The 21,451-nt window shown below is 73.6% G+C and carries 21 protein-coding genes; 7 read left to right on the top strand and 14 right to left on the bottom strand.

Annotated elements, in window-relative coordinates:
• Positions 1-2: 2 nt before the first annotated feature.
• A complete protein-coding gene (gene soxR / locus AB0I29_RS06680) occupies positions 3-491 on the bottom strand; it encodes a redox-sensitive transcriptional activator SoxR (protein ID WP_285104663.1) in 489 nt (162 codons plus the stop codon).
• A gap of 112 nt (positions 492-603) precedes the next feature.
• Here soxR and AB0I29_RS06675 point away from each other — a divergent pair, with 112 nt between their 5' ends.
• From AB0I29_RS06675 to AB0I29_RS06665, 3 genes are all read left to right on the top strand, one after another.
• Positions 604-1,707 carry a zinc-binding dehydrogenase gene (locus AB0I29_RS06675; protein ID WP_357479545.1) on the top strand — a complete coding sequence of 368 codons (1,104 nt, stop codon included), beginning with the start codon at positions 604-606 and terminating at the stop codon, positions 1,705-1,707.
• Complete coding sequence (locus AB0I29_RS06670) at positions 1,704-3,101, top strand: MFS transporter (protein WP_357479542.1); 1,398 nt, start codon at positions 1,704-1,706, stop codon at positions 3,099-3,101. Before AB0I29_RS06675 ends, AB0I29_RS06670 begins: the two co-directional genes overlap by 4 nt.
• Before the next feature lie 354 nt (positions 3,102-3,455).
• A complete protein-coding gene (locus AB0I29_RS06665) occupies positions 3,456-3,812 on the top strand; it encodes a DUF1801 domain-containing protein (RefSeq protein WP_357479539.1) in 357 nt (118 codons plus the stop codon).
• Positions 3,813-3,826: 14 nt separating this feature from the next.
• On the opposite strand, the gene AB0I29_RS06660 is transcribed toward AB0I29_RS06665, so the two are convergent.
• Positions 3,827-4,195 (bottom strand): DUF2568 domain-containing protein, encoded by a 369-nt coding sequence (locus AB0I29_RS06660; protein WP_357479536.1) that lies wholly within the window; start codon positions 4,193-4,195, stop codon positions 3,827-3,829.
• 169 nt (positions 4,196-4,364) lie between these two features.
• Between AB0I29_RS06660 and AB0I29_RS06655 the strand changes: the two genes are divergently transcribed.
• Positions 4,365-5,531 (top strand): sigma-70 family RNA polymerase sigma factor, encoded by a 1,167-nt coding sequence (locus tag AB0I29_RS06655; protein ID WP_357479533.1) that lies wholly within the window; start codon positions 4,365-4,367, stop codon positions 5,529-5,531.
• Here the strand turns inward: AB0I29_RS06655 and AB0I29_RS06650 are convergent.
• The 3 genes from AB0I29_RS06650 to AB0I29_RS06640 all read right to left on the bottom strand — a co-directional run bounded on the left by AB0I29_RS06650 (position 5,528) and on the right by AB0I29_RS06640 (position 9,622).
• Positions 5,528-6,976 carry an MFS transporter gene (locus tag AB0I29_RS06650; protein WP_357479529.1) on the bottom strand — a complete coding sequence of 483 codons (1,449 nt, stop codon included), beginning with the start codon at positions 6,974-6,976 and terminating at the stop codon, positions 5,528-5,530. The two genes, AB0I29_RS06655 and AB0I29_RS06650, sit on opposite strands and share 4 nt — an antisense overlap.
• A 115-nt stretch (positions 6,977-7,091) precedes the next feature.
• Positions 7,092-8,483, bottom strand: a complete 1,392-nt coding sequence (locus tag AB0I29_RS06645) for an alpha-hydroxy-acid oxidizing protein (RefSeq protein WP_357479525.1) — start codon at positions 8,481-8,483, stop codon at positions 7,092-7,094.
• Positions 8,484-8,563: 80 nt separating this feature from the next.
• Positions 8,564-9,622 (bottom strand): SDR family NAD(P)-dependent oxidoreductase, encoded by a 1,059-nt coding sequence (locus AB0I29_RS06640; RefSeq protein ID WP_357479521.1) that lies wholly within the window; start codon positions 9,620-9,622, stop codon positions 8,564-8,566.
• A 112-nt stretch (positions 9,623-9,734) separates the two neighbouring features.
• On the opposite strand from AB0I29_RS06640, the gene AB0I29_RS06635 reads away from it, so the two are divergent.
• From AB0I29_RS06635 to AB0I29_RS06625, 3 genes are all read left to right on the top strand, one after another.
• Positions 9,735-10,274, top strand: a complete 540-nt coding sequence (locus AB0I29_RS06635; RefSeq protein ID WP_285104650.1) for a TetR/AcrR family transcriptional regulator — start codon at positions 9,735-9,737, stop codon at positions 10,272-10,274.
• A gap of 90 nt (positions 10,275-10,364) precedes the next feature.
• Positions 10,365-11,336 (top strand): alpha/beta hydrolase, encoded by a 972-nt coding sequence (locus tag AB0I29_RS06630; RefSeq protein ID WP_357479515.1) that lies wholly within the window; start codon positions 10,365-10,367, stop codon positions 11,334-11,336.
• A gap of 47 nt (positions 11,337-11,383) precedes the next feature.
• Positions 11,384-12,157: a glycerophosphodiester phosphodiesterase gene (locus AB0I29_RS06625; protein WP_357479512.1), complete on the top strand. Its 774-nt coding sequence runs from the start codon at positions 11,384-11,386 to the stop codon at positions 12,155-12,157.
• A 66-nt stretch (positions 12,158-12,223) separates the two neighbouring features.
• Here AB0I29_RS06625 and AB0I29_RS06620 read toward each other — a convergent pair whose 3' ends face one another.
• The 9 genes from AB0I29_RS06620 to ruvX all read right to left on the bottom strand — a co-directional run bounded on the left by AB0I29_RS06620 (position 12,224) and on the right by ruvX (position 21,448).
• Positions 12,224-12,994 carry an excalibur calcium-binding domain-containing protein gene (locus AB0I29_RS06620; protein WP_357479509.1) on the bottom strand — a complete coding sequence of 257 codons (771 nt, stop codon included), beginning with the start codon at positions 12,992-12,994 and terminating at the stop codon, positions 12,224-12,226.
• A gap of 170 nt (positions 12,995-13,164) precedes the next feature.
• Positions 13,165-14,112, bottom strand: a complete 948-nt coding sequence (locus AB0I29_RS06615; RefSeq protein ID WP_357479506.1) for a hypothetical protein — start codon at positions 14,110-14,112, stop codon at positions 13,165-13,167.
• A gap of 119 nt (positions 14,113-14,231) precedes the next feature.
• Positions 14,232-15,389, bottom strand: a complete 1,158-nt coding sequence (aroB, locus tag AB0I29_RS06610; RefSeq protein ID WP_285104640.1) for a 3-dehydroquinate synthase — start codon at positions 15,387-15,389, stop codon at positions 14,232-14,234.
• Positions 15,386-16,045: a shikimate kinase gene (locus AB0I29_RS06605; RefSeq protein WP_357479503.1), complete on the bottom strand. Its 660-nt coding sequence runs from the start codon at positions 16,043-16,045 to the stop codon at positions 15,386-15,388. The genes aroB and AB0I29_RS06605 overlap by 4 nt, the downstream gene beginning before the upstream one ends.
• The gene (aroC, locus tag AB0I29_RS06600) at positions 16,042-17,271 is read right to left on the bottom strand and encodes a chorismate synthase (RefSeq protein ID WP_285104638.1); all 1,230 of its coding nucleotides are present in this window, start codon (positions 17,269-17,271) and stop codon (positions 16,042-16,044) included. Before aroC ends, AB0I29_RS06605 begins: the two co-directional genes overlap by 4 nt.
• 119 nt (positions 17,272-17,390) lie before the next feature.
• Entirely contained in the window at positions 17,391-18,353 is a 963-nt protein-coding gene (locus AB0I29_RS06595; RefSeq protein ID WP_357479500.1) for a shikimate dehydrogenase, read from the bottom strand.
• Between the two features lies 1 nt (position 18,354).
• Positions 18,355-19,380 (bottom strand): endolytic transglycosylase MltG, encoded by a 1,026-nt coding sequence (locus AB0I29_RS06590; RefSeq protein ID WP_357479498.1) that lies wholly within the window; start codon positions 19,378-19,380, stop codon positions 18,355-18,357.
• Between the two features lie 316 nt (positions 19,381-19,696).
• The gene (mltG, locus tag AB0I29_RS06585) at positions 19,697-20,722 is read right to left on the bottom strand and encodes an endolytic transglycosylase MltG (protein ID WP_357479495.1); all 1,026 of its coding nucleotides are present in this window, start codon (positions 20,720-20,722) and stop codon (positions 19,697-19,699) included.
• Between the two features lie 165 nt (positions 20,723-20,887).
• Complete coding sequence (ruvX, locus tag AB0I29_RS06580) at positions 20,888-21,448, bottom strand: Holliday junction resolvase RuvX (RefSeq protein ID WP_357479492.1); 561 nt, start codon at positions 21,446-21,448, stop codon at positions 20,888-20,890.
• Positions 21,449-21,451: the final 3 nt, after the last annotated feature.

The raw sequence follows: 21,451 nt of genomic DNA, 5'->3' as shown, positions 1-21,451 counted from the left end.
TCTCACGCCCCGTCAGGCCCCAGCCCGTCGACCAGCAGCGTCCGCGGGCCGGGCCCGGCCTCGGCGAGGGCGTCGTGCGGGTTGGTCAGCGCGCACCGGCGCAGCGAGAGACAGCCGCAGCCGATGCAGTCGGTGAGGTGGTCGCGCAGCCGGGAGAGCTGCTCGATCCGCGCGTCGAGGTCGTCGTGCCAGGCCTGCGAGATGCGGCGCCAGTCCTTCGCCGTGGGCGTCCGGTCCCCCGGCAGGGTGTCGAGCGCCGCGCCGATGTCGGCGAGCGGGATCCCGACCCGCTGGGACACCCGGATGAACGCGACCCGGCGCAGTGTCTCGCGCCGGTAGCGCCGCTGGTTGCCCGACGTCCGCCGGCTCGTGATCAGGCCCTTGCGCTCGTAGAAGTGCAGCGCGGACACCGCCACACCGCTGCGGGCGGCGAGATCGCCGACGGTAAGCTCGTCACGATCCCAGGGGACGGCGGGGTTGGGCGCTTCCATGCGTGGCCTCCAACGACTCACGAGAAACTCGGGAACTCCGGTCAGAGGGGCTCTGCCAGCCGACTCGGACCGATATTGACCTCAACTTTGGTTCAGGTTAAAGGATGAGCGCATGGACGCGATCAGACACCACTCCTTCGGACCTCCTGAGGTCCTCGTGCTCGAGCAGGTCCCGGACCCCGTTCCCGGCCCCGGCGACGTGCTCGTGGACGCCGTCGCGCACGGGGTGCACCTCCTGGACACCAGCCTCCGGCGCGGCGAGGCCGGCCCGCCGCTCCCGCTGCCCAGCCTGCCGACGGTGCCGGGCCGCGAGATCGCGGGCACCGTGGCCGCCGTCGGGCCCGGCGTCGACCCCTCGTGGATCGGACGGCCCGTGGCGGCACACCTCGGCCCGGTGCCCGACGGCGGTGGGTACGCCCGGCGCGTCGTCGTCGGCGCGGAGAAGCTGCACGCCGTACCCGACGGCGCCGACGGCTCCCCGCTCGACCCGGCGGACGCGATCACCATGATCGGCACCGGCCGGATGGCCGTGTACACCCTCGACCTCGCCGGGGTGACGGCAGACGACGTCGTCGTCGTGACGGGCGCGGCCGGCGGGCTCGGCACGCTCTTCGTCCAGGAGGCGCTGCATGCAGGGGCGCACGTCGTCGCGCTCGCCGGCGGCGCCGCGAAGCTGCAGGTCCTGCGCGACCTTCTGCCGGACACGGACCGGCTCGCCCTGGTGGACTACTCGGTCCCCGGCTGGCCCGACGCGGCACGCGCGGCGCTCGGCGGCTCCCCCGCGACCCTCGTGCTCGACGGCGTGGGTGGCGATCTCGGCACGGCCGCCACGGGTCTGCTGCGCGGAGCGGGCGGCGAATCGTTCGACGGCGCGGGCCAGGGCGGCGGAGCGGACGACGGCGCCCTGGCCGCCGAGCCGGGCAACACCAATCTGCCCGGCCGGCTCGTCGCGTACGGCTGGGCGTCCGGGACGGCCAACCGCTACACGTCGTGGGCGGAGGCCGACCGGATCGAGTCGACGATCGAGGTGCGCTACGCCGTCGGACCGGAGGCTCCCCCGATGGGCGACCAGCGGCCGTACCAGGAGCGCGCGCTGGCGCACGCGGCGTCGGGCCGCTGGCGGGTGGCCACGCACCGCGTGCCGTTCGCGGAGGCCGCACGCGCTCACCGCGAGCTCGAGGAGCGCCGCACGACCGGCAAGGTGGTGCTGGTGTGACCGCGGCAGTCTCCACCGAACCGACGGTCGCCGCCCCCGGCGCCCTGAGCCCCGGTGCGCAGCGCCTCGTCCTGATCGGGATGGTCGCGCTCTGCTCGCTCGGGGCGTTCGAGGCCCTCGCCGTGGCGACCGCGATGCCCACCATCGCCGTCGACCTGGACGGGCTGCGGCACTACACGTTCGCCTTCGCGGTGGTCTTCGCCACCAGCGTGGTGGGCATGCTCACGGCGGGACGCTGGTGCGACCGCACCGGTCCGGCACCGGCGATGTGGACCGGCGTGGCGCTCTTCGTGATCGGTCTCGTGGTCGCGGGGACCGCCACCGGGATGGGCGCGCTCATCGCCGGGCGTGCGGTCCAGGGAGTCGGCAGCGGGCTCTTCGGCGTCGCGCTGTACGTCCTGGTGGCGCGTGTCTTCGTCGCGGAACGGCGTCCGGCGGTCTTCTCGGCGTTCGCCGCCGCATGGGTGGTGCCCGCGATCGTGGGGCCGGGGCTGGCCGGTCTCGTCGTGGACCACGTGGGCTGGCGCTGGGTCTTCCTCGGCGCGGCCGCACTCACCGTCCCGGCAGCGATCCTGATGCGCCCCGGCCTGACGGCGGCCCAGGGCGCGGGGCAGGAGCCGGACGACGGGCGGGAGCCGGACGACAACTCCGTGGAGGCAGTCGTGTCGGACGACGGCCTCGACGTCGGCCTGCTCGGCGACGCCGGCGAGGGCGCCGCCCGGGGACACACGTCCGACGTCGGACAACCCGATCGACCGCTGATGCACGCGCTGCGCCTGGCCCTGTCCGTGCTGCGTGCGGGACGCGGGCTGCCCGCCGTCGTGTCGGTGCGGGCACTGGTCTCGGCGGCGTTCACGGGTGCCGAGGTGCTGCTGCCGCTGCTCCTGGTGCACGAACGGCACCTGAGCCCCGGCGGTGCCGGGCTGATCCTGACGGTCGGGGCGCTGGGCTGGTCCGCGGCGTCCTGGGTGCGTGGGCGCGACCTGCTGCACCTGAGCCACGCCGGGTACGTGCGTCTGGGCGGCGCCCTGCTCGCCCTCGGGATGGTCGGCGCGGCGATGCTCGTGCTCCCGGACGTGCCGGCCGGGGTCGGGATGGCGTTCTGGGTGCTCTCGGGCAGCGGGATGGGCCTGGTCTACCCGACGCTGTCGGTCCTCACGCTGGAGCTGGCACCACCGCACGAGCACGGTTCGGCGTCGTCCGCCCTCCAGGTGGCCGACGCCGTCGCGGCCGCGATCGCGTCGTCCGCGACCGGCGCCCTGCTCTGGGCCCTCTACGACGTCGCCGGGCTGCCCGCCTACGCCGTCGTGCTGGGACTCACTGGGCTGCTGGCGGCGGCCGCGCTCGCGCTCGCGGACAGGACCCGCGCCGCGGTTCCGCAGGGTGCGGCGTGATCGCGGGAGGGCCACGGGGAACAGCCGAGGTGGGCGAACTCGGCCAGCGGGGACACGCCTCCGGTCCCCGGCGCGCCTGATCGGGCCACGGCTGCCGTAGGTAGGAGCAGCCGTGGCCTGTGAGGCGGCAGATCGCCCGGCCGGGCATGGCGGTGCCCGGCAAGCATGCCCATGGGGGACCAAAGCTGTCGGACCAGGTCCGCCGGATCTCATCCGTCATGCCGCCGTTGCGGGTGGCATGGCGGACGGGTCGTCGGGGTCGGCAGCCTCGACGGGTGCGGGTGCTGGGTCGACCGACCGCCGTCCGCCGCCCCAGCCCTCGCGGAACGCACCGGACCTCGCGAGGCTGTGCTCATGGGCGAGTTCACCGAGTACATCGCCGGCTTGGACGGGCCGGCCAAGGACGCCGTCGAACACGTGCGGTTACGGGCGCTGGAGCTCGTGCCGGACGCCGAGGAGGGCATGAGCTACGGCATGGCCGCACTGCGCTACCGGGGCAGCCCGCTGGTCTCGGCGCGCGCGACCGCGAAGCACATCGGGCTGTACCCGTTCAGCCCACCCGCGATCGACGCGCTCGCACCCGACCTGGCGGGCTTCTCGACGTCCAAGGGCACCGTGCGGTTCACGCCGGACCGGCCGTTGCCCGACGACGTCCTGGACCGCCTCGTCCTGTTTCGCCGCGACGAGATCGACGCCATGCGGTCACGCTGACCAGTCACGCCGCCTCACTGCGGCCCGGTGCCACGCTCGGGCTCGAGGGCACTGGGCCGGTCTCGGGTCAGCCACAGCACCAGCCGGTCGACCGCCCACACCGCCGCGAGCGCCATGCCAGCGGCGGGAGCTCCCGCGCGCCAGCACAGGTATCCGATGCCGCCGAAGAGGGCCGCTTCCATGGCGACCTGCGCCCAGGCCGGGACGGCCACCGGTGCCTTCGGCGAGAGGAACGTCGCCCAGAGCGCGATCACGACGGCCGGCGCGAGCAGGACGGCGGCGAGGCGCCATCCGCCGTCGGCGAGGTTCCACGCGGCGTAGCCCGCGCCCGCGGCGAGTGCGAGCTCGAGCAGGAAGCGCAGGACGAGGGCGGTTGTTCTCACGCGCGCAAGACTATGACCACGAAAGCAGAGCTCACGCACCTTTTCCAGGTTCCCTGGGAGTCGGGCTGCGAGCTGCGGGAGCGCCCTTCGATCCGGACCAGTTCTCGCGGAAGTGTCACGTCTGCCGTCCCTGTCCCGTCATAGTGGTATGACGCGAGAGCATGTCCGCATGACCGAGTCCCCGACCTCGCCGTCCGGCACCGCCCCCACCGCCGGCGCCTTCCTGGACGACGCCGCGCTCGGCCGGCTGCGCCCGCTCTCGTTCGCGGTCGCCTACCGGATGCTGGGCAGCGTGGCCGAGGCGGAGGACGTGGTGCAGGAGGCGTTGACGCGCGTCTCGCAGTCGCCTGACGTGCGCAATCCCGACGCGTTCGTCACCACGGTCACGACGCGCATCGCCATCGACGTGCTGCGCTCGGCGCGGGTCCGGCGGGAGCAGTACGTGGGCGAGTGGCTGCCGGAGCCGCTGGTCGGCCCCGGCTCGTCGTTGCCGGTCGCGATGGCCGCGCCGTCGCCCGACGTCGCGCGGCACGCCGAGCTGGCCGACGATCTCTCCACCGCGTTCCTGGTGCTCCTGGAGACCCTCACCCCGACCGAGCGCGCGGCGTTCCTGCTGCACGACGTGCTCGGCTTTCCGCACAGCGAGGCCGCCGACGTGATCGGCACCAGCGAGGTGGCGGCCCGGCAGCTGGCCTCCCGCGCCCGACGGCGGATCGCCCGGCACGTAGCGCCGCAGCAGGTAGCAACGCAGCACGAAGCACCCCAGCATGCAGCGCCCCAGCACCCGGGGCAGGACGACCCCGCGCCCGACGCCCTGACCTCCCGGCCGCGCACCGCGAGCGACCGGGCCCGCGCCGAGGAGCTCGTGTCCCGCTTCCTCGCCGCGTGCGAGGAGGGTGCGGTCGACTCGTTCCTGGAGCTGCTGGCCGAGGACGTGGTGCTCGCGGGCGACGGCGGTGGGAAGGTGCCGCTGGGCATGTCGATCGCCCGGCCGGTCGCGGGCCGGGTGACGGTCGCCCGGATGCTGGCGTCCTTCGTCGGCCGGGGCGCGCCGCTCCACTTCGAGCGTGCGCTCGTGGGCGGCGAGCCGGGCCTGCTCATCGTGGCGGACGACGTCGTGGGCGGCGGCCTGATCGGCACCTGGTCGTTCGAGGTCTCCGATGGTCTGCTCGCGGGTATCCGCGGCGTGATCAACCCGGAGAAGCTCGGGCACCTGGGGCAGCTCGCGGATCTCGACCGGCTCCAGGCCGCCCTCCGGAGCGCCCTGGAGGCGCGGACGGCGGCCCGGCGCACCGCAGCGCGCCAGACCGCCGACCAGCAGCCCACCGAAAACTAGGCCACCGACCGGTCGCCTGTCGGTTCCGCCGTGGTACCGGCGTCGGCCAGGGGTGCCTCCCGCACGAACCACATCATCACGAGGCCGATGAGCACCACCGCGACGATGCCGAGGGTGCCCCAGATGGTCGCGCCCGTCGCGGCGATGGTGATCGTCCACAGGGCGCTCGACATCCAGGACGTGGCGCGGCCGGTCGTGGCGTAGAGGCCGAAGATCTCCGACTCCTTGCCCGCCGGCGCCACCCGGGCCAGGTAGGACCGGGACGCGGCCTGTGCCGGGCCGACGCAGGCCGAGAGGATCAGGCCGCCCACCCAGTAGACGACGGGGCCGAGGTCGCGCAGGAACACGACGGCGAGCCCGGCCACGACGATGACGCTGAGCGTGCTGAGGATGACGGAGCGCGGGCCGAAGCGGTCGTCGGCGAAGCCCACGAGCACCGTGCTCGCCCCGGCCACGAGGTTGGCGGCGATGCCGAAGATGATGACCTGGTCGGCGGAGAACCCGAAGCTGACGCCGCCGATGATCGCGCCGAAGGCGAAGACGCCGCTCAGGCCGTCGCGGAAGACGGCGCTGGCCAGCAGGAACCAGAAGGTGCGGCGCGAGGTGTGCCACAGGCCCTTGATGTCGTGGAACAGCACCACGTAGCTGGCGAAGAACCCGACCGTGGCGCGGCCCTTGGTGGGCGGAAGCTCCGGCACGAAGGCCAGGATCGGCCAGGCGAACGCCAGCGCCCAGAGCGCACAGCCCACGGCGATCACCCGGAAGGCGAGGCCGTTGTCGGTGGGCATGCCCCACCATTCCGCCCCGTTCGCGATCACCACGAACAGGAGTGCCAGGATGCCGCCGACGTAGCCGAGTCCCCAGCCGAGCCCGGACACCTTGCCGACCGTCCTCGGCGTGGCGACCGACACCATCATGGCGTTGTAGTTCACGCCCGCGATCTCGTTGAGCACGCTGCCCAGGCCGATGAGCGCGGCACCGAGCACGAAGTAGGCCGGGTCGGCCTCGACGAACCACAGCGCGAGCATGCACAGCACCATGCCGGCCGTCCCGCCGGCGAGCCACGCCTTGCGCCGCCCGGTGGCGTCGGCGCGCTGCCCGAGCACGGGTGCGAGGAAGAGGATGAGCAGACCCGCGAGGGTGTTCCACAGACCCACACCGCTGCTCAGCTCGGCGAGGCCGTGCTGGTAGGCGGGGTCGCCCTTGCCCAGCGCCGCGACGGCCGGGTCCAGGAACGCCTCCGTGGTCAGGTACAGCGCGGTGAACACGAACGTGAGGATCACCGTGTTGAAGGGCTGGGTACCCCAGTCCCACAGCGCCCAGGAGAACACCTGACGGCGCGGGACCCGCACCCCCTCCTGCAGCTCGAGGCCCATCTTCGGGGGCGTCGGTGTCTCGCCGGCAGAGGGCGCCTGCGAGTCGGGTCCGGGTACGGCGTCGGTCATGGCCGCAGTCTGCCCGCGTCGCATGAATCGTGGGTGCTGGAGCGGTCACGATCTCATACCGACCCACCTGTCAGGCGTCGGCCCACCTGTCAGACGTACAGGTCAGGCGTGCAGGTCAGAGCGCCAGGTTGTGCCGGCCGATCTGCTCCGTGCCGGAGACGCCCGCGAGCGCCATGGTGAGGTCGAGCTCGGCCAGGACGTGCTCGGCGACGGCGCGGACGCCGTCGGACCCGGCGAGCGCGAGGCCGTAGACCCAGGGGCGGCCCAGGAGGACGGCGTCGGCGCCGAGGGCAAGGGCTGTGAAGACGTCGGCCCCGGTACGGACGCCGGAGTCGAACAGCACGGGGACGGAGGCAGCGCCGGCGTCGTCCGCACGAGCGCCCGCTCCCGAACCGGACGCCCCGGACCACGTGCGCACGGCGTCGACCACGGGCCCGAGGGCGTCGATCGAGGCGACGGCGTTGTCGATCTGCCGGCCGCCGTGGTTGGAGACCACGATGCCGTCGGCGCCGTGGTCGAGGGCGGCGCGGGCGTCGTCGGGGTGCTGGATGCCCTTGACGAGGATCGGCAGGGTGGTGCGCTCGCGCAGCCAGGCGAGGTCGGCCCAGGTGAGGGTCGAGCGGGAGAACACCTCCAGGAAGGTCTCCACGGCGGCGCGGGCGTGGGGCTGGGTCAGGTTGCGCAGGGTGGGGCCCGGGTGGTGGCGCGCCATGGACAGCAGCGAGCGGACGGCGGCGGCGGTGGGCCGGTTGGACGACGGCGCGTCGCCTCCGGAGCCGGACGACGCCGTCGCCTGGACCCGGGCCTCGACGAGAGCGCGGAACACGGGGTCGCTCAGGTACTGGGCGATGCCCTCGGCACGGGCGAACGGGAGGTAGCCCAGGTCGAGGTCGGCGGTGCGCCAGCCGAGCACGTGGGTGTCCAGGGTGACGACGATCGCCTCGCAGCCGCTCGCCTCGGCGCGGGAGACGAAGGACTCGACCAGGGCGTCGTCGGACGACCAGTAGAGCTGGAACCAGCGCGGGCTGTCGCCGAGGACGGCGGCCGTGTCCTCCATGGGGGTCGACGCCTGGGACGAGATGACGACGGGCAGGCCGAGGTCCCGGGCGGCGCGGGCCAGGGCGGGCTCGGCGTTGCGTGGTGCGGCGGCCCGGCCCCCGCGCTGGTGCTGCACGGCGAGCTCCAGGGCCCCGACCGGCCCGAACAGCACGGGGGCGGGCAGCTCGCGACCGAGCAGGGTCGTGGCCGGCGACCGCTCGCCGACGTCGACCATCTGGCGGGGCACGATCCGGTACCCGCCGAACGCCTCGCGGTTGGCCGCCACGGTGCGCTGCGCGCCGGCGCCGCCGGCCACGTAGGACCAGCCGGTGCGGGTCATGCGGCGGCGGGCGGCGGCGGCGAGCGCGTCGGGGTCGGTGGGCACCGTGGGCCGGTGGCCGTAGACACCGTTGCGGTAGATCGCCGACTGCACCGTCCGGCCGATACTGATCCCGCCATTGGTAGGCATGCCGGACATCTTGCCATGTCGTTATCGGCTGGGCCGCTGTCGGCCGGGCCGCTGTCGGCCGGGCCGACAACGGCGAGCACCTACCCCCGAGCCTGCTCCTCGCCCGCCCCGGCGGGAATCCGCAGCGCCGTCCCCGCGAGCACCTCGACCTGGTCCCACACGCGCGCCGCGAGGTCACCCTCGGGCGACGCCGTCCGGGCGGTCGGGTCCACGCGCACCGGGACGCCGCGCAGGCGTCCGGCCGGGGCGTAGTAGTCGCCGTTGCGCGCCTGCGGGTCGGTCAGGGCGCGCACCGCCGACCAGGCGGCGGCGTCCTTGCCCTGGGCCCAGAGCGTGTAGGGGTTGCGCTGGTACGGCGTGGTCGCGTCGCGGATCCCGGGGCGGTGCGGCGTCCGGGCGTCCACGCCCACACCAGGGCGCGTGACCAGCGAGACGACCGGCGTCCCGGCGGCCTCCAGCCGGCGGGCCAGCTCGAACGCGAGCACCTCGGTCACGGTCTTCGCCTTCGTGTAGGCGCCGACGGCGACGCGCGGCACCCGCCGGACGTCGTCGACGGCCACCGGGAACTGCGTGACGAACCCCGTGGAGGTGTGCACAACCCGCGACGGCGTACCGGTCCGCTCGCCCGTGGCCGCGAGCGCCGGGAGCACGCCCGCCAGGAGCACGGCGTTCGCGACCACGTGGGTGCCGAGCAGCAGGGGCAGCCCGTCCGCGGTCGTCGCGCTCCCCTTCAGGGCCATGGCCCCGCCGTTGAGCAGCAGCCCGTCGACGCGGGGCAGGGCGGCGATCCGCGCGGCGGCGTCGGCCACGGACGCCAGGGAGGCGAGGTCCACGACGACGGTGTCGAGGCGCGCGCCGGGCACCTCCCGCCCGATCGAGGCAACGGCGGTCTCGAGCTTGGCCGCCGACCGGGAGGCGAGCACGACGTGCGCACCGGCCGCGGCGAGCTGCTCGGCGGCGAAGTAGCCGATGCCGGCGGTAGCGCCGGTCACGACGAGCGTGCGGCCGGTCTGGTCGGGGAGGTGGGCGGGGTCCCAGGTCGGGTCGGCGGTCGGGTCGGCGGTCGAGCCGGTGGCGTGCTCGGCGGCGTCGCCGCGGGCGTGGTTACGGGCGGAGCTGCAGGCGGACTTGGCGGTCATGACGGCCCTCATGTCTCTGGGCATGCCTCGGGGCACACATCCGGATGATGTATCCGTTTGAGCGTAGCACCCGAAGCGGATCATCCATCCGCTTCTGCGGTAGACTCACCCCATGCCCGCTCTCCGGTCCGACGCCGCCCGCAGCCGCGCGCGCATCCTCGAGGTCGCCCGGCGCCACGATCCCGGCGCGCTCCGGCTCAACGACCTGGCGCGCGAGGCCGGCGTGGGGGTCGGCACCGTCTACCGGCACTTCCCCACCACGCACGCGCTCGTGGAGGCGCTCACCCTCGACACGCTGGAACGGCTGCGCGTCCTGGTCCGCGAGGCCGTCGCGGAGCCCGACCCCACCACGGCGATCAGGAACCTCCTGCACGCCGCGCTGGACCTCCAGCTCGAGGAGGGCGGCCTGCAGCCCGTGCTCCTGTCCGCCGAGGACGAGGACGACGAGGTGCGCGCCGCCAAGCAGGAGATCGGCACGGGCTTCGAGCAGATCCTGGTCCGGGCCCGCGCCGCCGGCGTCGTCCGGCCGGACCTGTCCACCGAGCAGGTGGAGCACCTGGTGTGCGGGATGGAGCACGCGGTGCGGCTGGGAGCGGCGTCGGACCGCGGGCCGTACCTGGAGATCCTGCTGGCGGGGCTGCGTCCCGCCTGAGCACGACCGCCCGACCAGGGCGAGCCCGAGCGCGCGCGACCCGCGACCTGCGACCTGCGACAGGTGCCGTCCACGACATACGATCCCCAGGTGCCTGGTTCCACGGAAGACGCGCTCGACTGGCGCACCGACCACCTGCTCGGCGAGCCGTTCCAGGAGGCTCCGCTCGGCCCTGCGACCCTGGTGCGTTACCCGTACCCGGCCGACCGGCCGGCGCCCCGGGCGGCCGTGATCCACGTGCACGGCTACAACGACTACTTCTTCCAGGAGCACCTGGCCCGCACGTTCACGGCGGCCGGTTACGCGTTCTACGCCGTCGACCTCCGGGCCGCCGGACGGTCCCTGCGGCCCGACCAGATCCCCCACTTCGTGCTCGACCTGCGTGAACAGGCGAGCGACATCGCGGCAGCGGCCCGGGCGGTGCGCGGCCTGGAGCCGGGGCTGCCGCTCGTGGTGCACGCCCACTCGACCGGCGGGCTCACCGCCTCCCTGTGGGCGCACGCGCACCGCAACGCCACGGGTGCCGACGCCGGGCCCGACTCCCTGGTGCTGAACTCGCCGTTCCTCGACCTGCGCGCCCCGCACTGGCAGCGCACCGTCGGGACCCGCGTGCTGGACACGGTGGGGCGGCTCGCGAGCACCGCGATCATCAGCGACGGCCCGTCCCGGTACGCCGAGCACCTGCTCGCCGCGAACGGCGGGCGCTGGGAGTTCGACACGACCCTCAAGCGTCCCGAGGGCCAGCCCGGCCGCGTGGGATGGTTCGTCGCGATCCGGCGCGGGCAGGCGCGCGTCGCCACCGGGCTGGAGATCGCGTGCCCCGTGCTACTCGCCCGGTCCGACTCGTCCGGACCGGACTCGCTCGACAACCCGCTGCTCGACGCCCAGGACACCGTGCTCGACGTCCGGCAGATGGCCGCGCTCGCGCCCGGCCTGGGGCTGGACGTCACCGAGCTGGTCGTGCCGGGCGGCGTGCACGACCTGTCGCTGTCGGCCCGCGACCCGCGTGAGGCCTACCTCGACGGCATGTTGAAATGGACCGACAGCAGCATCGATGCTTGAGACCCGATGCATGAGGTTCGTGAGGTTCGATTCGTGAGGGACTGCCAGTGACCTACTTCGAGGGGCCCTTCCAGGCCCTCGCCCACCGCGGGTTCGCGCACGCGTCAGCCGGCACCGAGGGGCTGGAGAACTCCCTGGCGGCGTTCGGCGCCGCCGTCGACCTCGGCTACCGCTACGTGGAGACGGACGCGCACGGGACGGTGGACGGCGTCGCCGTCGCGCTGCACGACGAGTCGCTCGACCGCACCACGGACGGCACGGGCCTGGTCGCCGAGCTGCCGTGGTCCGAGGTGAGCGAGGCCCGCATCGGCGGCGTGGAGCCCGTGCCGCTGCTGGAGGACCTGCTGGGCGGGTGGCCCGACCTACGCGTGAACATCGACGTCAAGCACTCCTCCAGCGTCGGGCCGGTCGCCCGGGCAATCGAGCGGACCTCCGCCTGGGACCGCGTGTGCGTCACCTCCTTCGAGGTGGCCCGACGGCGGGCGACGCTCACCAAGCTGTCCCGCCCGGTCGCGACGTCGGCCGGACGCAAGGAGATCGCGAGCTTCCTGACCGGGGTGCGCGTCCACGTCCCGGCCCTGTCCCGGCGGGCGCTGCGCGACGTCGACGCCTTGCAGGTCCCGGTGCGGGAAGGCTCGATCACGGTCGTGGATCCCGCGTCGATCGCCGCGGCGCACGCATCGGGCAAGAAGGTGCACGTCTGGACCATCGACGACCCGGACGAGATGCGGCAGCTCATCGACGACGGCGTGGACGGCCTGATCACCGACCGCGCCGACCTGCTCAAGGACGTGCTGATCGAGCGGGGGCTCTGGCAGTAGCGCGAACGGCAGGCGGCATCGAGATCGACACACTGCTGCCGATCTCGATGCCGACGACGTCTCGCGCTATTCGCAGCCGACCCCGTCGCCGTCCCGGTCCAGGTGGGAGCCGTAGCCAGGGTCGCCGCTGTACACCGGCGCGGCGCCCGCGGCCCGCGCGGCGTCGCAGTTCTCGTAGTAGGTCGTGCCGCCGGAGTCGGCCGGCCCGGTGTCACCGCCCACCAGCCCGGCTGCCTCGGAGGCCTCGACGGCCGCCTCGCGCTCGGCCACGTCGGACTCTCGCGTGCCGACCTCGGCCTCGGCCGCCTTGACGTCGGACTCTCGCGTCCGGAGCTTCTTCTCCTTCTTCGCCACCTCGTCGGCACGGCTGTCCAGGCTCTTCCGGTCGTCGGCCAGCGCGGCCTCGCCGGTCTCGAGAGCCGCCTGGGCCTCGGCGAGGTCGGCCTGCTCGCTCTCGAGCTGCGCGCGCTCCTCGTCCACGGCCGCGAAGGCCGCTGCCGCGGAGGCGGACGCCGAGGCCTCGGCCTCCGCGACCGCGGTGTCGTCCTGACCCCCACCTGCGCTGCCGATACCGACGCCCACGAAGAAGATCAGAACGGCCGCTGCCGCCCAGCCGGTCACGATCCAACGCCTCCGGTTTCGCGCTGCATCCGCCTGCTCGTCCGGCACGTCCACGACGACCGCGTCGGTGCCGATCAGAGCCGTGTCGGGGACGTCGACCCACAGCTGCCAGCCGGCAGGGGTCGACCACTCGGGATTCGGTTGCCACTCAGGATCCGGGCTCCAGCCCGCGGGCGGGACCGGCCAGCCTGGTGGAAGGTTGTAGACCTTGCGCATGACGGGGCACCTCTCGGTCGGCACGCGGCCGTACCACGCGCGCTCATCTCCCCTGCTCTTCGGACGCTAGGCGCCCGAGCCGCGCATTACACAGAAAACAGGACAAGATCACCCAAGGTTCGCCCGCCACGCCGAGGCCGGCAGAACGGACGACGCCGGGAGCGCCGGCGTCAGGAACCGCCGCCCGAGTCGCCACCGCCGCCGCCGGAGTCGCCCCCGGACCAGCCGCCCGAGTCGCCGCCGCCGAACCACCCGCCACCGTCACCGCCGCCCCCGGCGTGACCGGAGCCGCCGCCGTCCGAGCCCGTCCAGGTCGAGTCTCCGCCCCAGGTGCTGCCGCCGGTCCAGCCGTCGCCGCCGGACCATGTCGCGTTCGCCGACGGGTCCGGCGAGGGCACGGCGTCACCGAGCCCGTCGCCAGATCCGTCACCGACTCCGTCGTCGCCCCGTCCCCGGTCGCCGGGCGCGGCCGGGCCGAACGTCCCGGGCACCAGCAGGGCTGCGCTCCCGTCGGACGCGGTGCCGGTCGTCGTGGCGGACGTCGCGCCGGACGACCGGGTCGCTCGGGGCTTCGGTTGTGCCCGCGTCCCGAGCTGCGAGGTGAAGGCCCACAGCGTCCGGCCGTCGGCCAGCAGCAGCCGCGCCGGGCCCTCGACGGTGTCCCCGGCGAAGAACTCGACCGTCACCCGACCCGGAACCATGGTGTCGGCCGACGCGTCCTTCGGGAACAGCAGGTGCAGGTACTGCTGGTGCCCGCGGTGCTCGACCACCACCGTCCGCATCGGCCGGCCGGACACCTCACGCTGCGCGGCCACCGCCTCGCCGTTCAGGGTCAGGGAGACCGCACCCCGCGCGGCCCCGGACCAGGCGGCACGGTTGCGGGCCCAGCGCCGGACCCCCTTGACGAAGATCCACAGCACGATCAGGGCCGCGATCCCGGCGACCACGAGGAACGGCGTCGGCGCGCCGAAACCGTCGGCGGACGAGAACGGGCCCGCGAGCGAGAACGGGCCCGCGAGGAGGACCAGCAAGCCCAGGAACACCAGCGGGAAGAGCAACCCGAACATGCCGGGTGAGCCGGCCTTGCGCGCGGCCCGGAAACCAGGATCGAAGCTCATGCCCTGAGGCTAATGTCCGCTTCGCACCGCGCGCTGGCAAAGTAGCCCTTTCGAGGCCCGGTGTTTCTTCGCTTTGAGGGGGCTCAAAGCGAAGAAACACAGGCCTCAAAGGTGAGAGTTCAGCCCAAGGTCAGCGTGACCGGGGTGCCCGGGCCCTTCGTCGGCGGCTCCTTGGCCACCTCGGCGTAGGCGGCGGCCAGCAGCGTCGGGTCGGGACCCTCCAGCCGCACCGGCTTGGCGACGTCGTCCAGCACCACGAACCGCAGCAGGTCGCCGCGAGCCTTCTTGTCGCGGCGCATCGCGGCGAGCAGCTGGTCCCAGCGGTCGCCGCGGTAGTGCACCGGGAGCCCCAGCGAGTCCAGCAGCGAGCGGTGCCGGTCGGCGACGTCGTCGGGCAGCTTGCCGGCCATCCGGGCGAGCTCGGCGGCGAAGATCATGCCCACGCTCACCGCGGCGCCGTGGCGCCACTGGTAGCGCTCGACCAGCTCGATCGCGTGCCCCAGCGTGTGCCCGTAGTTGAGGATCTCGCGCAGACCGGCCTCCTTGAGGTCCTCTCCCACCACCTCGGCCTTGACCCGCACCGACCGCTCCACGAGCTCGGCGATCACGGCCCAGGTCTCGTCCGTGGCATCGGCGCCGGCCCAGTTCCGCAGCTCGTCGACGTGCGCCTCGACCAGGTCGAGGATCACCGGGTCGGCGATGAAGCCCGTCTTGACTACCTCGGCCATGCCCGCGACGAGGTCCCACTTGTCCAACGAGCCGAGCGCCGCGAGGTCGCACAGCACGCCTGCCGGCGGGTGGAACGCGCCCACGAGGTTCTTGCCCTCGGCCGTGTTGATACCAGTCTTGCCGCCCACGGCCGCGTCGACCATCGCGAGCAGCGTCGTCGGCACGTGCACCACGCGGATGCCGCGCAGCCAGGTCGCCGCCACGAAGCCGGCGAGGTCGGTGGTCGCTCCCCCGCCGACGCCGACGATCGCGTCCGAGCGCGTGAAGTCCAGCTGCCCGAGCAGACCCCAGAGGAACGCGGCCACCTGCGGCGTCTTGGCCGACTCGGCGTCCGGCACCTCCGCGACGAACGCCTCGTAGCCCGCCGCCTTGAGGTCCTCGGCGATCGCGTCCGCCGTCGCCGACAGCGCGGCGGGGTGGATCACCATCACCTTGGCGGCCTTGCCCACCAGCCCCGGCAGCTCACCCAGCAGGTGCCGACCGATGACGACGTCGTAGGGGGCGTCTCCCCGGACGGTGATCCGGGTGGGGGCGCTGTCGGTGCTCACGTGACGTTCTCCTCCGTCTTGTTCTCCTCGGCGGCGTTCTGCTCCGCGGTGTTCTGCGCCGCGGCGTTCTGCTCGGCCTCGGCCCGCTTGGGGTCCGTCAGCTCCGGCACGCGCAGCTCCAGGCCGAGGGCCTCGATGATCTCCGCCGCGACCTGCTCGCCCGGCCGGTCGCTCGACACGATCGTCAGCGTCGCCAGGCGCTCGTACGTGGGACGCCGCTCGGTCATCAGCTTCTGCCACTGCGCGCGCGGGTTGCCGAGCAGCAGCGGCCGGGCCTGGTTCATGCCGACCCGCTGGGCCGCGATCGCCAGCGGCACGTCGAGGAAGACGACGTGCCCGCCGTCGGCCGCGTACCGGGTCAGGGCAGCCTGGGTGGCCAGGCTCATGACGGCGCCGCCGCCGAGCGACAGCACGCCGTCGTGCTCCGCGAGCGCGGCGAGCACCGCCGCCGACTCCAGCTCGCGGAAGTGGGGCTCGCCGTCGTCCACGAAGATCTCGCTGACGGGCTTGCCGGCCCGCTCCTCGATGTCCGCGTCGGTGTCCCGGATCGTGACGCCCAGGCCCGCGGCGAGCGTGCGGCCCACCTTCGACTTGCCGGAGCCGGGCGGTCCGATCATGACGGCGACCGGGCGGGTCGCGTCGGCGGAGCGCGTCACTGCAGCAGCTCCGGGATGGCGGCCACGTAGGACTCGAGGTTGCGCCGCACCTCGGCCACGGAGTCCCCGCCGAACTTCTCGACGGCGGCCTCGGCCAGGGTGAGGGCCACCATCGCCTCGGCGACGACGGCGGCGGGCGGCACCGCGCAGACGTCGGACCGCTGGTGGTGGGCCGTGACGGGCTCGCCCGTGGCGGTGTCCACGGTCGGCAGCGCCCGCGGGACGGTCGAGATGGGCTTCATCGCGGCGCGCACGCGCACGATCTCCCCGTTCGACATGCCGCCCTCGATGCCGCCGGCACGGTTGGTGGTGCGCTCGATGCCGGGGCGGCCGTCGGGGGCGGTTCCCCGGACGATCTCGTCGTGCGCGGCGCTGCCGCGACGACGGGCGGTGCGGAAGCCGTCGCCGACCTCGACGCCCTTGATCGCCTGGATGCCCATGAGGGCGGCGGCCAGCCGCGCGTCGAGCCGGCGGTCGCCCTGCACGTAGGTGCCCAGGCCGGAGGGCACGCCGTAGGCGAGCACCTCGACGACGCCGCCGAGCGTGTCGCCGTCCTTCTTGGCGAGGTCGATCTCCTCGACCATGAGCTTGGAGGAGGCGGCGTCGAAGCAGCGCACCGGGTCGGCGTCGAGCGCCGCGACGTCGTCCGGGGTCGGCAGCGCGGCGTCGTCGGGCGCCTCGGCCTCGCCGATGGCGACCACGTGCGACACGAGGCGGATGCCGAGCGCCTGCTCGAGGAACTTCGCGGCGGCCACGCCGAGCGCCACGCGCGCCGCGGTCTCGCGGGCGGAGGCGCGCTCCAGCACGGGCCGGGCGTCCTCGAAGCCGTACTTGCGCATGCCGATGAGGTCGGCGTGCCCGGGACGCGGGCGGGTCAGCGGCCGGTTGCGGGCCACCTCGCGCTCGTCGCCGGTCCCGGCGTCGACCAGGAGCGCCTCGGCGGGCACCGGGTCGGCCGACATGACGTCGGTCCACTTGGGCCACTCCGTGTTGGCGATCTCGATCGCGAGCGGCCCGCCCTGCGTGAGGCCGTGGCGCAGCCCGCCGAGGACGCGCACCTGGTCCTGCTCGAACTTCATCCGGGCGCCGCGGCCGTAGCCGAGGCGGCGGCGCGCCAGGGCGCCCTGGATGTCCGACGTCGTCAGCTCCACCCCGGCGGGCAGACCCTCCATCATGCCCACGAGTGCGGGACCGTGCGACTCACCCGATGTCAACCAACGCAGCATGGTCGGATTGTTTCACGCGCGTGACGGGGTCCGCGCACCGGTCCGGTGGGCGACACACCGACGGTCGCGAGGATCTGCCGTCGGCGTGTCGCTCCCGACGGGCCAGGGGGCAGTCGAGGTCAGGCCGGGACGGCCAGGGCCGCGCGGAGTGCCTCGTTCATGGCCGCCAGCGGCGCCACCTGCCCTGTCATCAGGCGCACCTGCTCCGCGGCCTGGTGCAGCAGCATGCGCTCGCCACCCACCGCGCGTGCGCCGAGCGCCGTCCACGCGGACTGCAGGGCGGTCGGCCGGGGGTCGTAGACGACGTCGAGCAGGACGCCGCGGGGCGCGTCGCTGCCGCCGCCCTCATCGCCGCCGCCCGCGCCACCGTCGCGCGCGGCGCCGCGCGCGCCGTCGGTCAGCAGCTTCGCCCAGGTGTCGGCGGCGTACTTGGGCGTCGTGGAGACGACGGCGTCCGCGCTCGCCAGGGCCGACGTCGTCGCCTTGTCGTCGAACACCTCGAACGACGGGGTCACGCCCATCCGGGCCACGGCCTCGCGCAGCGGGCCGATGCGGTCCAGGGAGCGCACGAAGACCTGCGCCGACGTGCAGCCCAGCTCGGCCAGCGCCGCCAGGGCGGACGCCGCTGTGGCGCCCCCGCCCAGGACCACGGCCTCGGCGACCGGACGGTTACCGGGACCCGCGGCCACGCCCGCGCCCGTGCCCAGCCCCTCGCGCAGCGCCGCGACGATGCCGTGCACGTCGGTGTTGGTGCCGGTCGTGGTGATCACGCCGCCGACCGCCGTGAACAGCACCGTGTTCACGGCGCCGACCGCCTCGGCGAGCGGCTCGACGTGGTCGAGCAGCGGGATGACCGCCTGCTTCAGCGGCATCGTCAGGCTCAGCCCGGCCCAGGCCTGCGCCGGGTCCCGCTCGGTGTCGTCCAGGAAGCCCGCCAGGGCGTCCTCGGTGACGTCGTGCACGCCGTAGTCCCAGCCGGCCAGGCCGAGGGCCCGGTAGGCGGCGGTGTGCAGCACCGGGGACAGGGAGTGCGCGACGGGGTGGCCGAGCACGGCCGCCCGGCGCGAGGGGGTGGTGCTCATGTCAGTAGCCGTTCTCCGCTGCCCAGGCCTGGTATTCGTCCTTGAAGACGAGGAACTCGTCGTAGTTGTCGGTGAACTTGGTCTCCTGCGTCTCGAGGTTCACCGTCACGTACCACCGCCAGGGACCCTCGGGCGGGTTCATGACCGCCTCCAGGGAGGCGTTGCTGGGCGCGCCGATCGCGGTCGGCGGCAGCCCCGCGACCACGCGCGAGGCGTACGGGAACGACTTGTCCTGGAACTCCTCGGAGGTGATCAGGTGCGACGGCTTCTTGCGCCCGTAGGAGTCGATGGCGTCCAGGCCGAGCGGCTCGTTCGCGGCGAGCCGGTTGTCGATCACCCGGGCCACCTCGCCCCGGTAGTTGTCCGGCGCCTCGCGCTCGACCAGGGAGGCCTTGATGATCAGGTCGTTGCGCTGGTCGGCCGGCACCTTGAGCGCGCCGAGCTCCTGCACGGTCAGGGCGACCATCTGCCCCAGCACGTCCGCCGCGCTCACCGTGTCGGGCTTGGCGTCGTACGTGCTCGCCGCCAGCCAGCCCTCCAGCTCTCCCCCGGCCTCCGTCGGCAGGCCGAGTGCCGCCGGGTCCGCGAGGGCCGCGTCCACGTCCGCCTCGGGCCAGCCCTGCTCGACCATCGTGTCCTTGATCTGCGCCACGGTGTGGCCCTCGACGACGGTCAGCCCGCCACGGTCGACCTTGTTCTCCGCGAGCAGAGCCACGGCCGACTCCGCGCTCATCTGCAGCTTCATCTGGTGCGTGCCCGGCTGGATCCCCCCGGCGTCCGGGTTGGCGTTGAACGCCCGGACGAACGCCTCGGCGCTCGCCACCACGTCCTTCGCCTCGAGCTCCGCGCCGATCGTGTAACCGTTGGCCGCCTCGGGGATGTCGACGGCGACCGGATCGCCGCCGGTGCCCTCGTAGTCGGCGGCGGCGAACGGCGTCTCGATCCCGAAGAGGTAGCCGTCGTTCTTCACCGTCCACGCGCCCAGGCCGCCCACGACGACCACCGCGGCGACGACGGCGATCAGCACCGGGCGCAGCGGGCCGCGCCCGCCGCCGCCCCGGCTCCCGCTCCGACGTCCTTGGCGGTGGCTGCCGTCGCGGTCCCCCCGGCCACCGCGCGAGCCGCTGGCGTGCCTCGGTGGCCCCTGATAATTCACTCCCGGAAGGGCCTGGGTCACGCGCTCGCTCCATCCTCTACGGTGCGCGGATCACTGGACGAACCACGCTGGTCACCAACCGGGAACACGACACTGCAACCGCACGTCACGATCGCATCACAGCCCGGGTGCCGCGAACGCTACCCCGATCGGTACATTCCCGGCCAACTCCGGGGATTCGTCACCCTCAGCCGTTGGCCGCCTGCCAGTCGCGGAGCTCCTGCTGGTAGGCGAGGTGCTGCTCGTAGGTCTCCGAGAACTTGGTCTCGCCCGTGTCCAGGTTGACCGTGATCCAGTACTTCCAGTCGCCCGGCGTGGGGTGGAGCACGGCGTCGATCGAGGTCTCCCCCGGGCTCGCGATCGGCCCCGGCGGCAGCCCCGTGTGCTCGTACGTGTTGTACGGGTTCTTCTCGTTGCGCAGGTCCTCCTTGGTCAGCTCGGTACCGGGCTTGCCGGCGCCGTAGGCGACCGCGGCGTCGATCTGGAGGATCATGCCGTCCTCGAGCCGGTTCTCGATCGCGCGGGCGATCTTCGGCTTGTCCTCGGCGTGCAGGCCCTCCCGCTCCACCAGCGAGGCCTTGGTCAGCACGTCCTCCCAGTCGCCGCCCGGGATGTCCTTCTTCCGCAGGGCCTGCTCGGTGCGGTCGACCATCTGCGTCAGCAGCCCGGCAGCGGTGTCCTTGTCGGGCTTGAGCGCGTAGGTGCCGGCGTAGAGCCACCCCTCGGCGTCGCCGTCGGCCTGCTTCGGCAGGCCGAACGTGGCCGGCTTCTTCAGCGCGGCCTCGAAGTCCTCGGCGGGCAGGCCCGTGACCTGCACCGCGCGCTCCACGATCTGGTCCACCGTGTAGCCCTCGGGGATGGTGAGCTGCAGGTCCACCATCTCGTTCTTCACGAGCAGGGCGACGGCGTCCCGCGCGGGCATCTCCTCGAGCATGGCGTGCGTGCCGGGGCGGATCGACACCGAGTCCGGGTTCGCCTCGAAGGCGGCGGTGAACGCCGACACGCTGGCGACCACACCGGCCTTGTACAGCTCCTGGCCCATGACCGTGCCCGTCGCGCCCTCGGGGATCTCGACGTCGACCTGCTCGCCGCCCGGACCCGGGAAGTCCTTGGACTCCAGCGGGTTGGTCAGCCCCATCAGGGAATCGAGGTTGCTCCAGATCGCGTAGCCCGATCCGCCGACCAGCACGAGGGCCACGAGCAGCACGATCACCGCGCGGCCACGCTTGTTGCGCCGACGCCGCCGCTGGGCTCTCCGGCCTGATCTCGGCCCGGGGAACGAGGGATCTGCCTGGGAGCGCGGGGGCGCCGTGAAGAGGTCCGTCACCGGAGACTCACTGTCCTTCGTCGGGGGGTGTCCATGGGGGTGGCGCTGAGCTCATTCGTGCGTGTCGTGCACGGTCCGCACCTCGACGAGCTCGCCGGCGCGCTCCCCCTTCGCCCGCTCCGCGTCTAGTGCAGATTGCAGAATGATAACGGCTGCGGCCTGATCGATCACGGACCTGTGCTTCTTTGTTTTTCTGCCCGCCGCGTGGAGCGCCTGGTGCGCCGACACGGTCGTCATCCGCTCGTCCACGAGGCGCACCTCGGCGCGCTCGCCGACGGCGGCCAGGGCCACGGTCAGCCGGGCCGCGAACCTGCGGGCGTCGGCTGTGGCCGCGCCCTCCTTGCCGGACAGGTGCCGGGGCAGCCCCACGTAGACGACGACGGCGAACCGCTCGACCACCTCGGCCACGATCCGCTTCACGTCGGCCGTGGTGCCCTCCGCGCTCGGTGACCCCTGCTTCCCCGAGCCCGCCAGCACCCGCGGCACAGTCTCCACGGGGGTGGCGACCAGCCCGTCGGGGTCGCTCGCGGCCAGCCCGATCCGGGCCATGCCGACGTCGACCCCGAGCCGGGCCCCCCGCGGGAGGCCCGGCTCGGTACCGGTGTCCGTCACGAC

The sequence above is a fragment of the Promicromonospora sp. NPDC050262 genome, assembly GCF_040655935.1.
Classification (GTDB): domain Bacteria; phylum Actinomycetota; class Actinomycetes; order Actinomycetales; family Cellulomonadaceae; genus Promicromonospora.
This window is presented reverse-complemented; position numbering and strand designations above follow the sequence as displayed.

Coding starts and splice junctions, on each gene's coding strand:
- soxR (WP_285104663.1), bottom strand. CDS start 491: ATGGAAGCGCCCAACCCCGCCGTCCCCTGGGATCGTGACGAGCTTACC.
- AB0I29_RS06675 (WP_357479545.1), top strand. CDS start 604: ATGGACGCGATCAGACACCACTCCTTCGGACCTCCTGAGGTCCTCGTG.
- AB0I29_RS06665 (WP_357479539.1), top strand. CDS start 3,456: ATGGGCGAGTTCACCGAGTACATCGCCGGCTTGGACGGGCCGGCCAAG.
- AB0I29_RS06655 (WP_357479533.1), top strand. CDS start 4,365: ATGACCGAGTCCCCGACCTCGCCGTCCGGCACCGCCCCCACCGCCGGC.
- AB0I29_RS06650 (WP_357479529.1), bottom strand. CDS start 6,976: ATGACCGACGCCGTACCCGGACCCGACTCGCAGGCGCCCTCTGCCGGC.
- AB0I29_RS06645 (WP_357479525.1), bottom strand. CDS start 8,483: ATGCCTACCAATGGCGGGATCAGTATCGGCCGGACGGTGCAGTCGGCG.
- AB0I29_RS06640 (WP_357479521.1), bottom strand. CDS start 9,622: ATGACCGCCAAGTCCGCCTGCAGCTCCGCCCGTAACCACGCCCGCGGC.
- AB0I29_RS06635 (WP_285104650.1), top strand. CDS start 9,735: ATGCCCGCTCTCCGGTCCGACGCCGCCCGCAGCCGCGCGCGCATCCTC.
- AB0I29_RS06620 (WP_357479509.1), bottom strand. CDS start 12,994: ATGCGCAAGGTCTACAACCTTCCACCAGGCTGGCCGGTCCCGCCCGCG.
- AB0I29_RS06615 (WP_357479506.1), bottom strand. CDS start 14,112: ATGAGCTTCGATCCTGGTTTCCGGGCCGCGCGCAAGGCCGGCTCACCC.
- aroC (WP_285104638.1), bottom strand. CDS start 17,271: ATGCTGCGTTGGTTGACATCGGGTGAGTCGCACGGTCCCGCACTCGTG.
- AB0I29_RS06595 (WP_357479500.1), bottom strand. CDS start 18,353: ATGAGCACCACCCCCTCGCGCCGGGCGGCCGTGCTCGGCCACCCCGTC.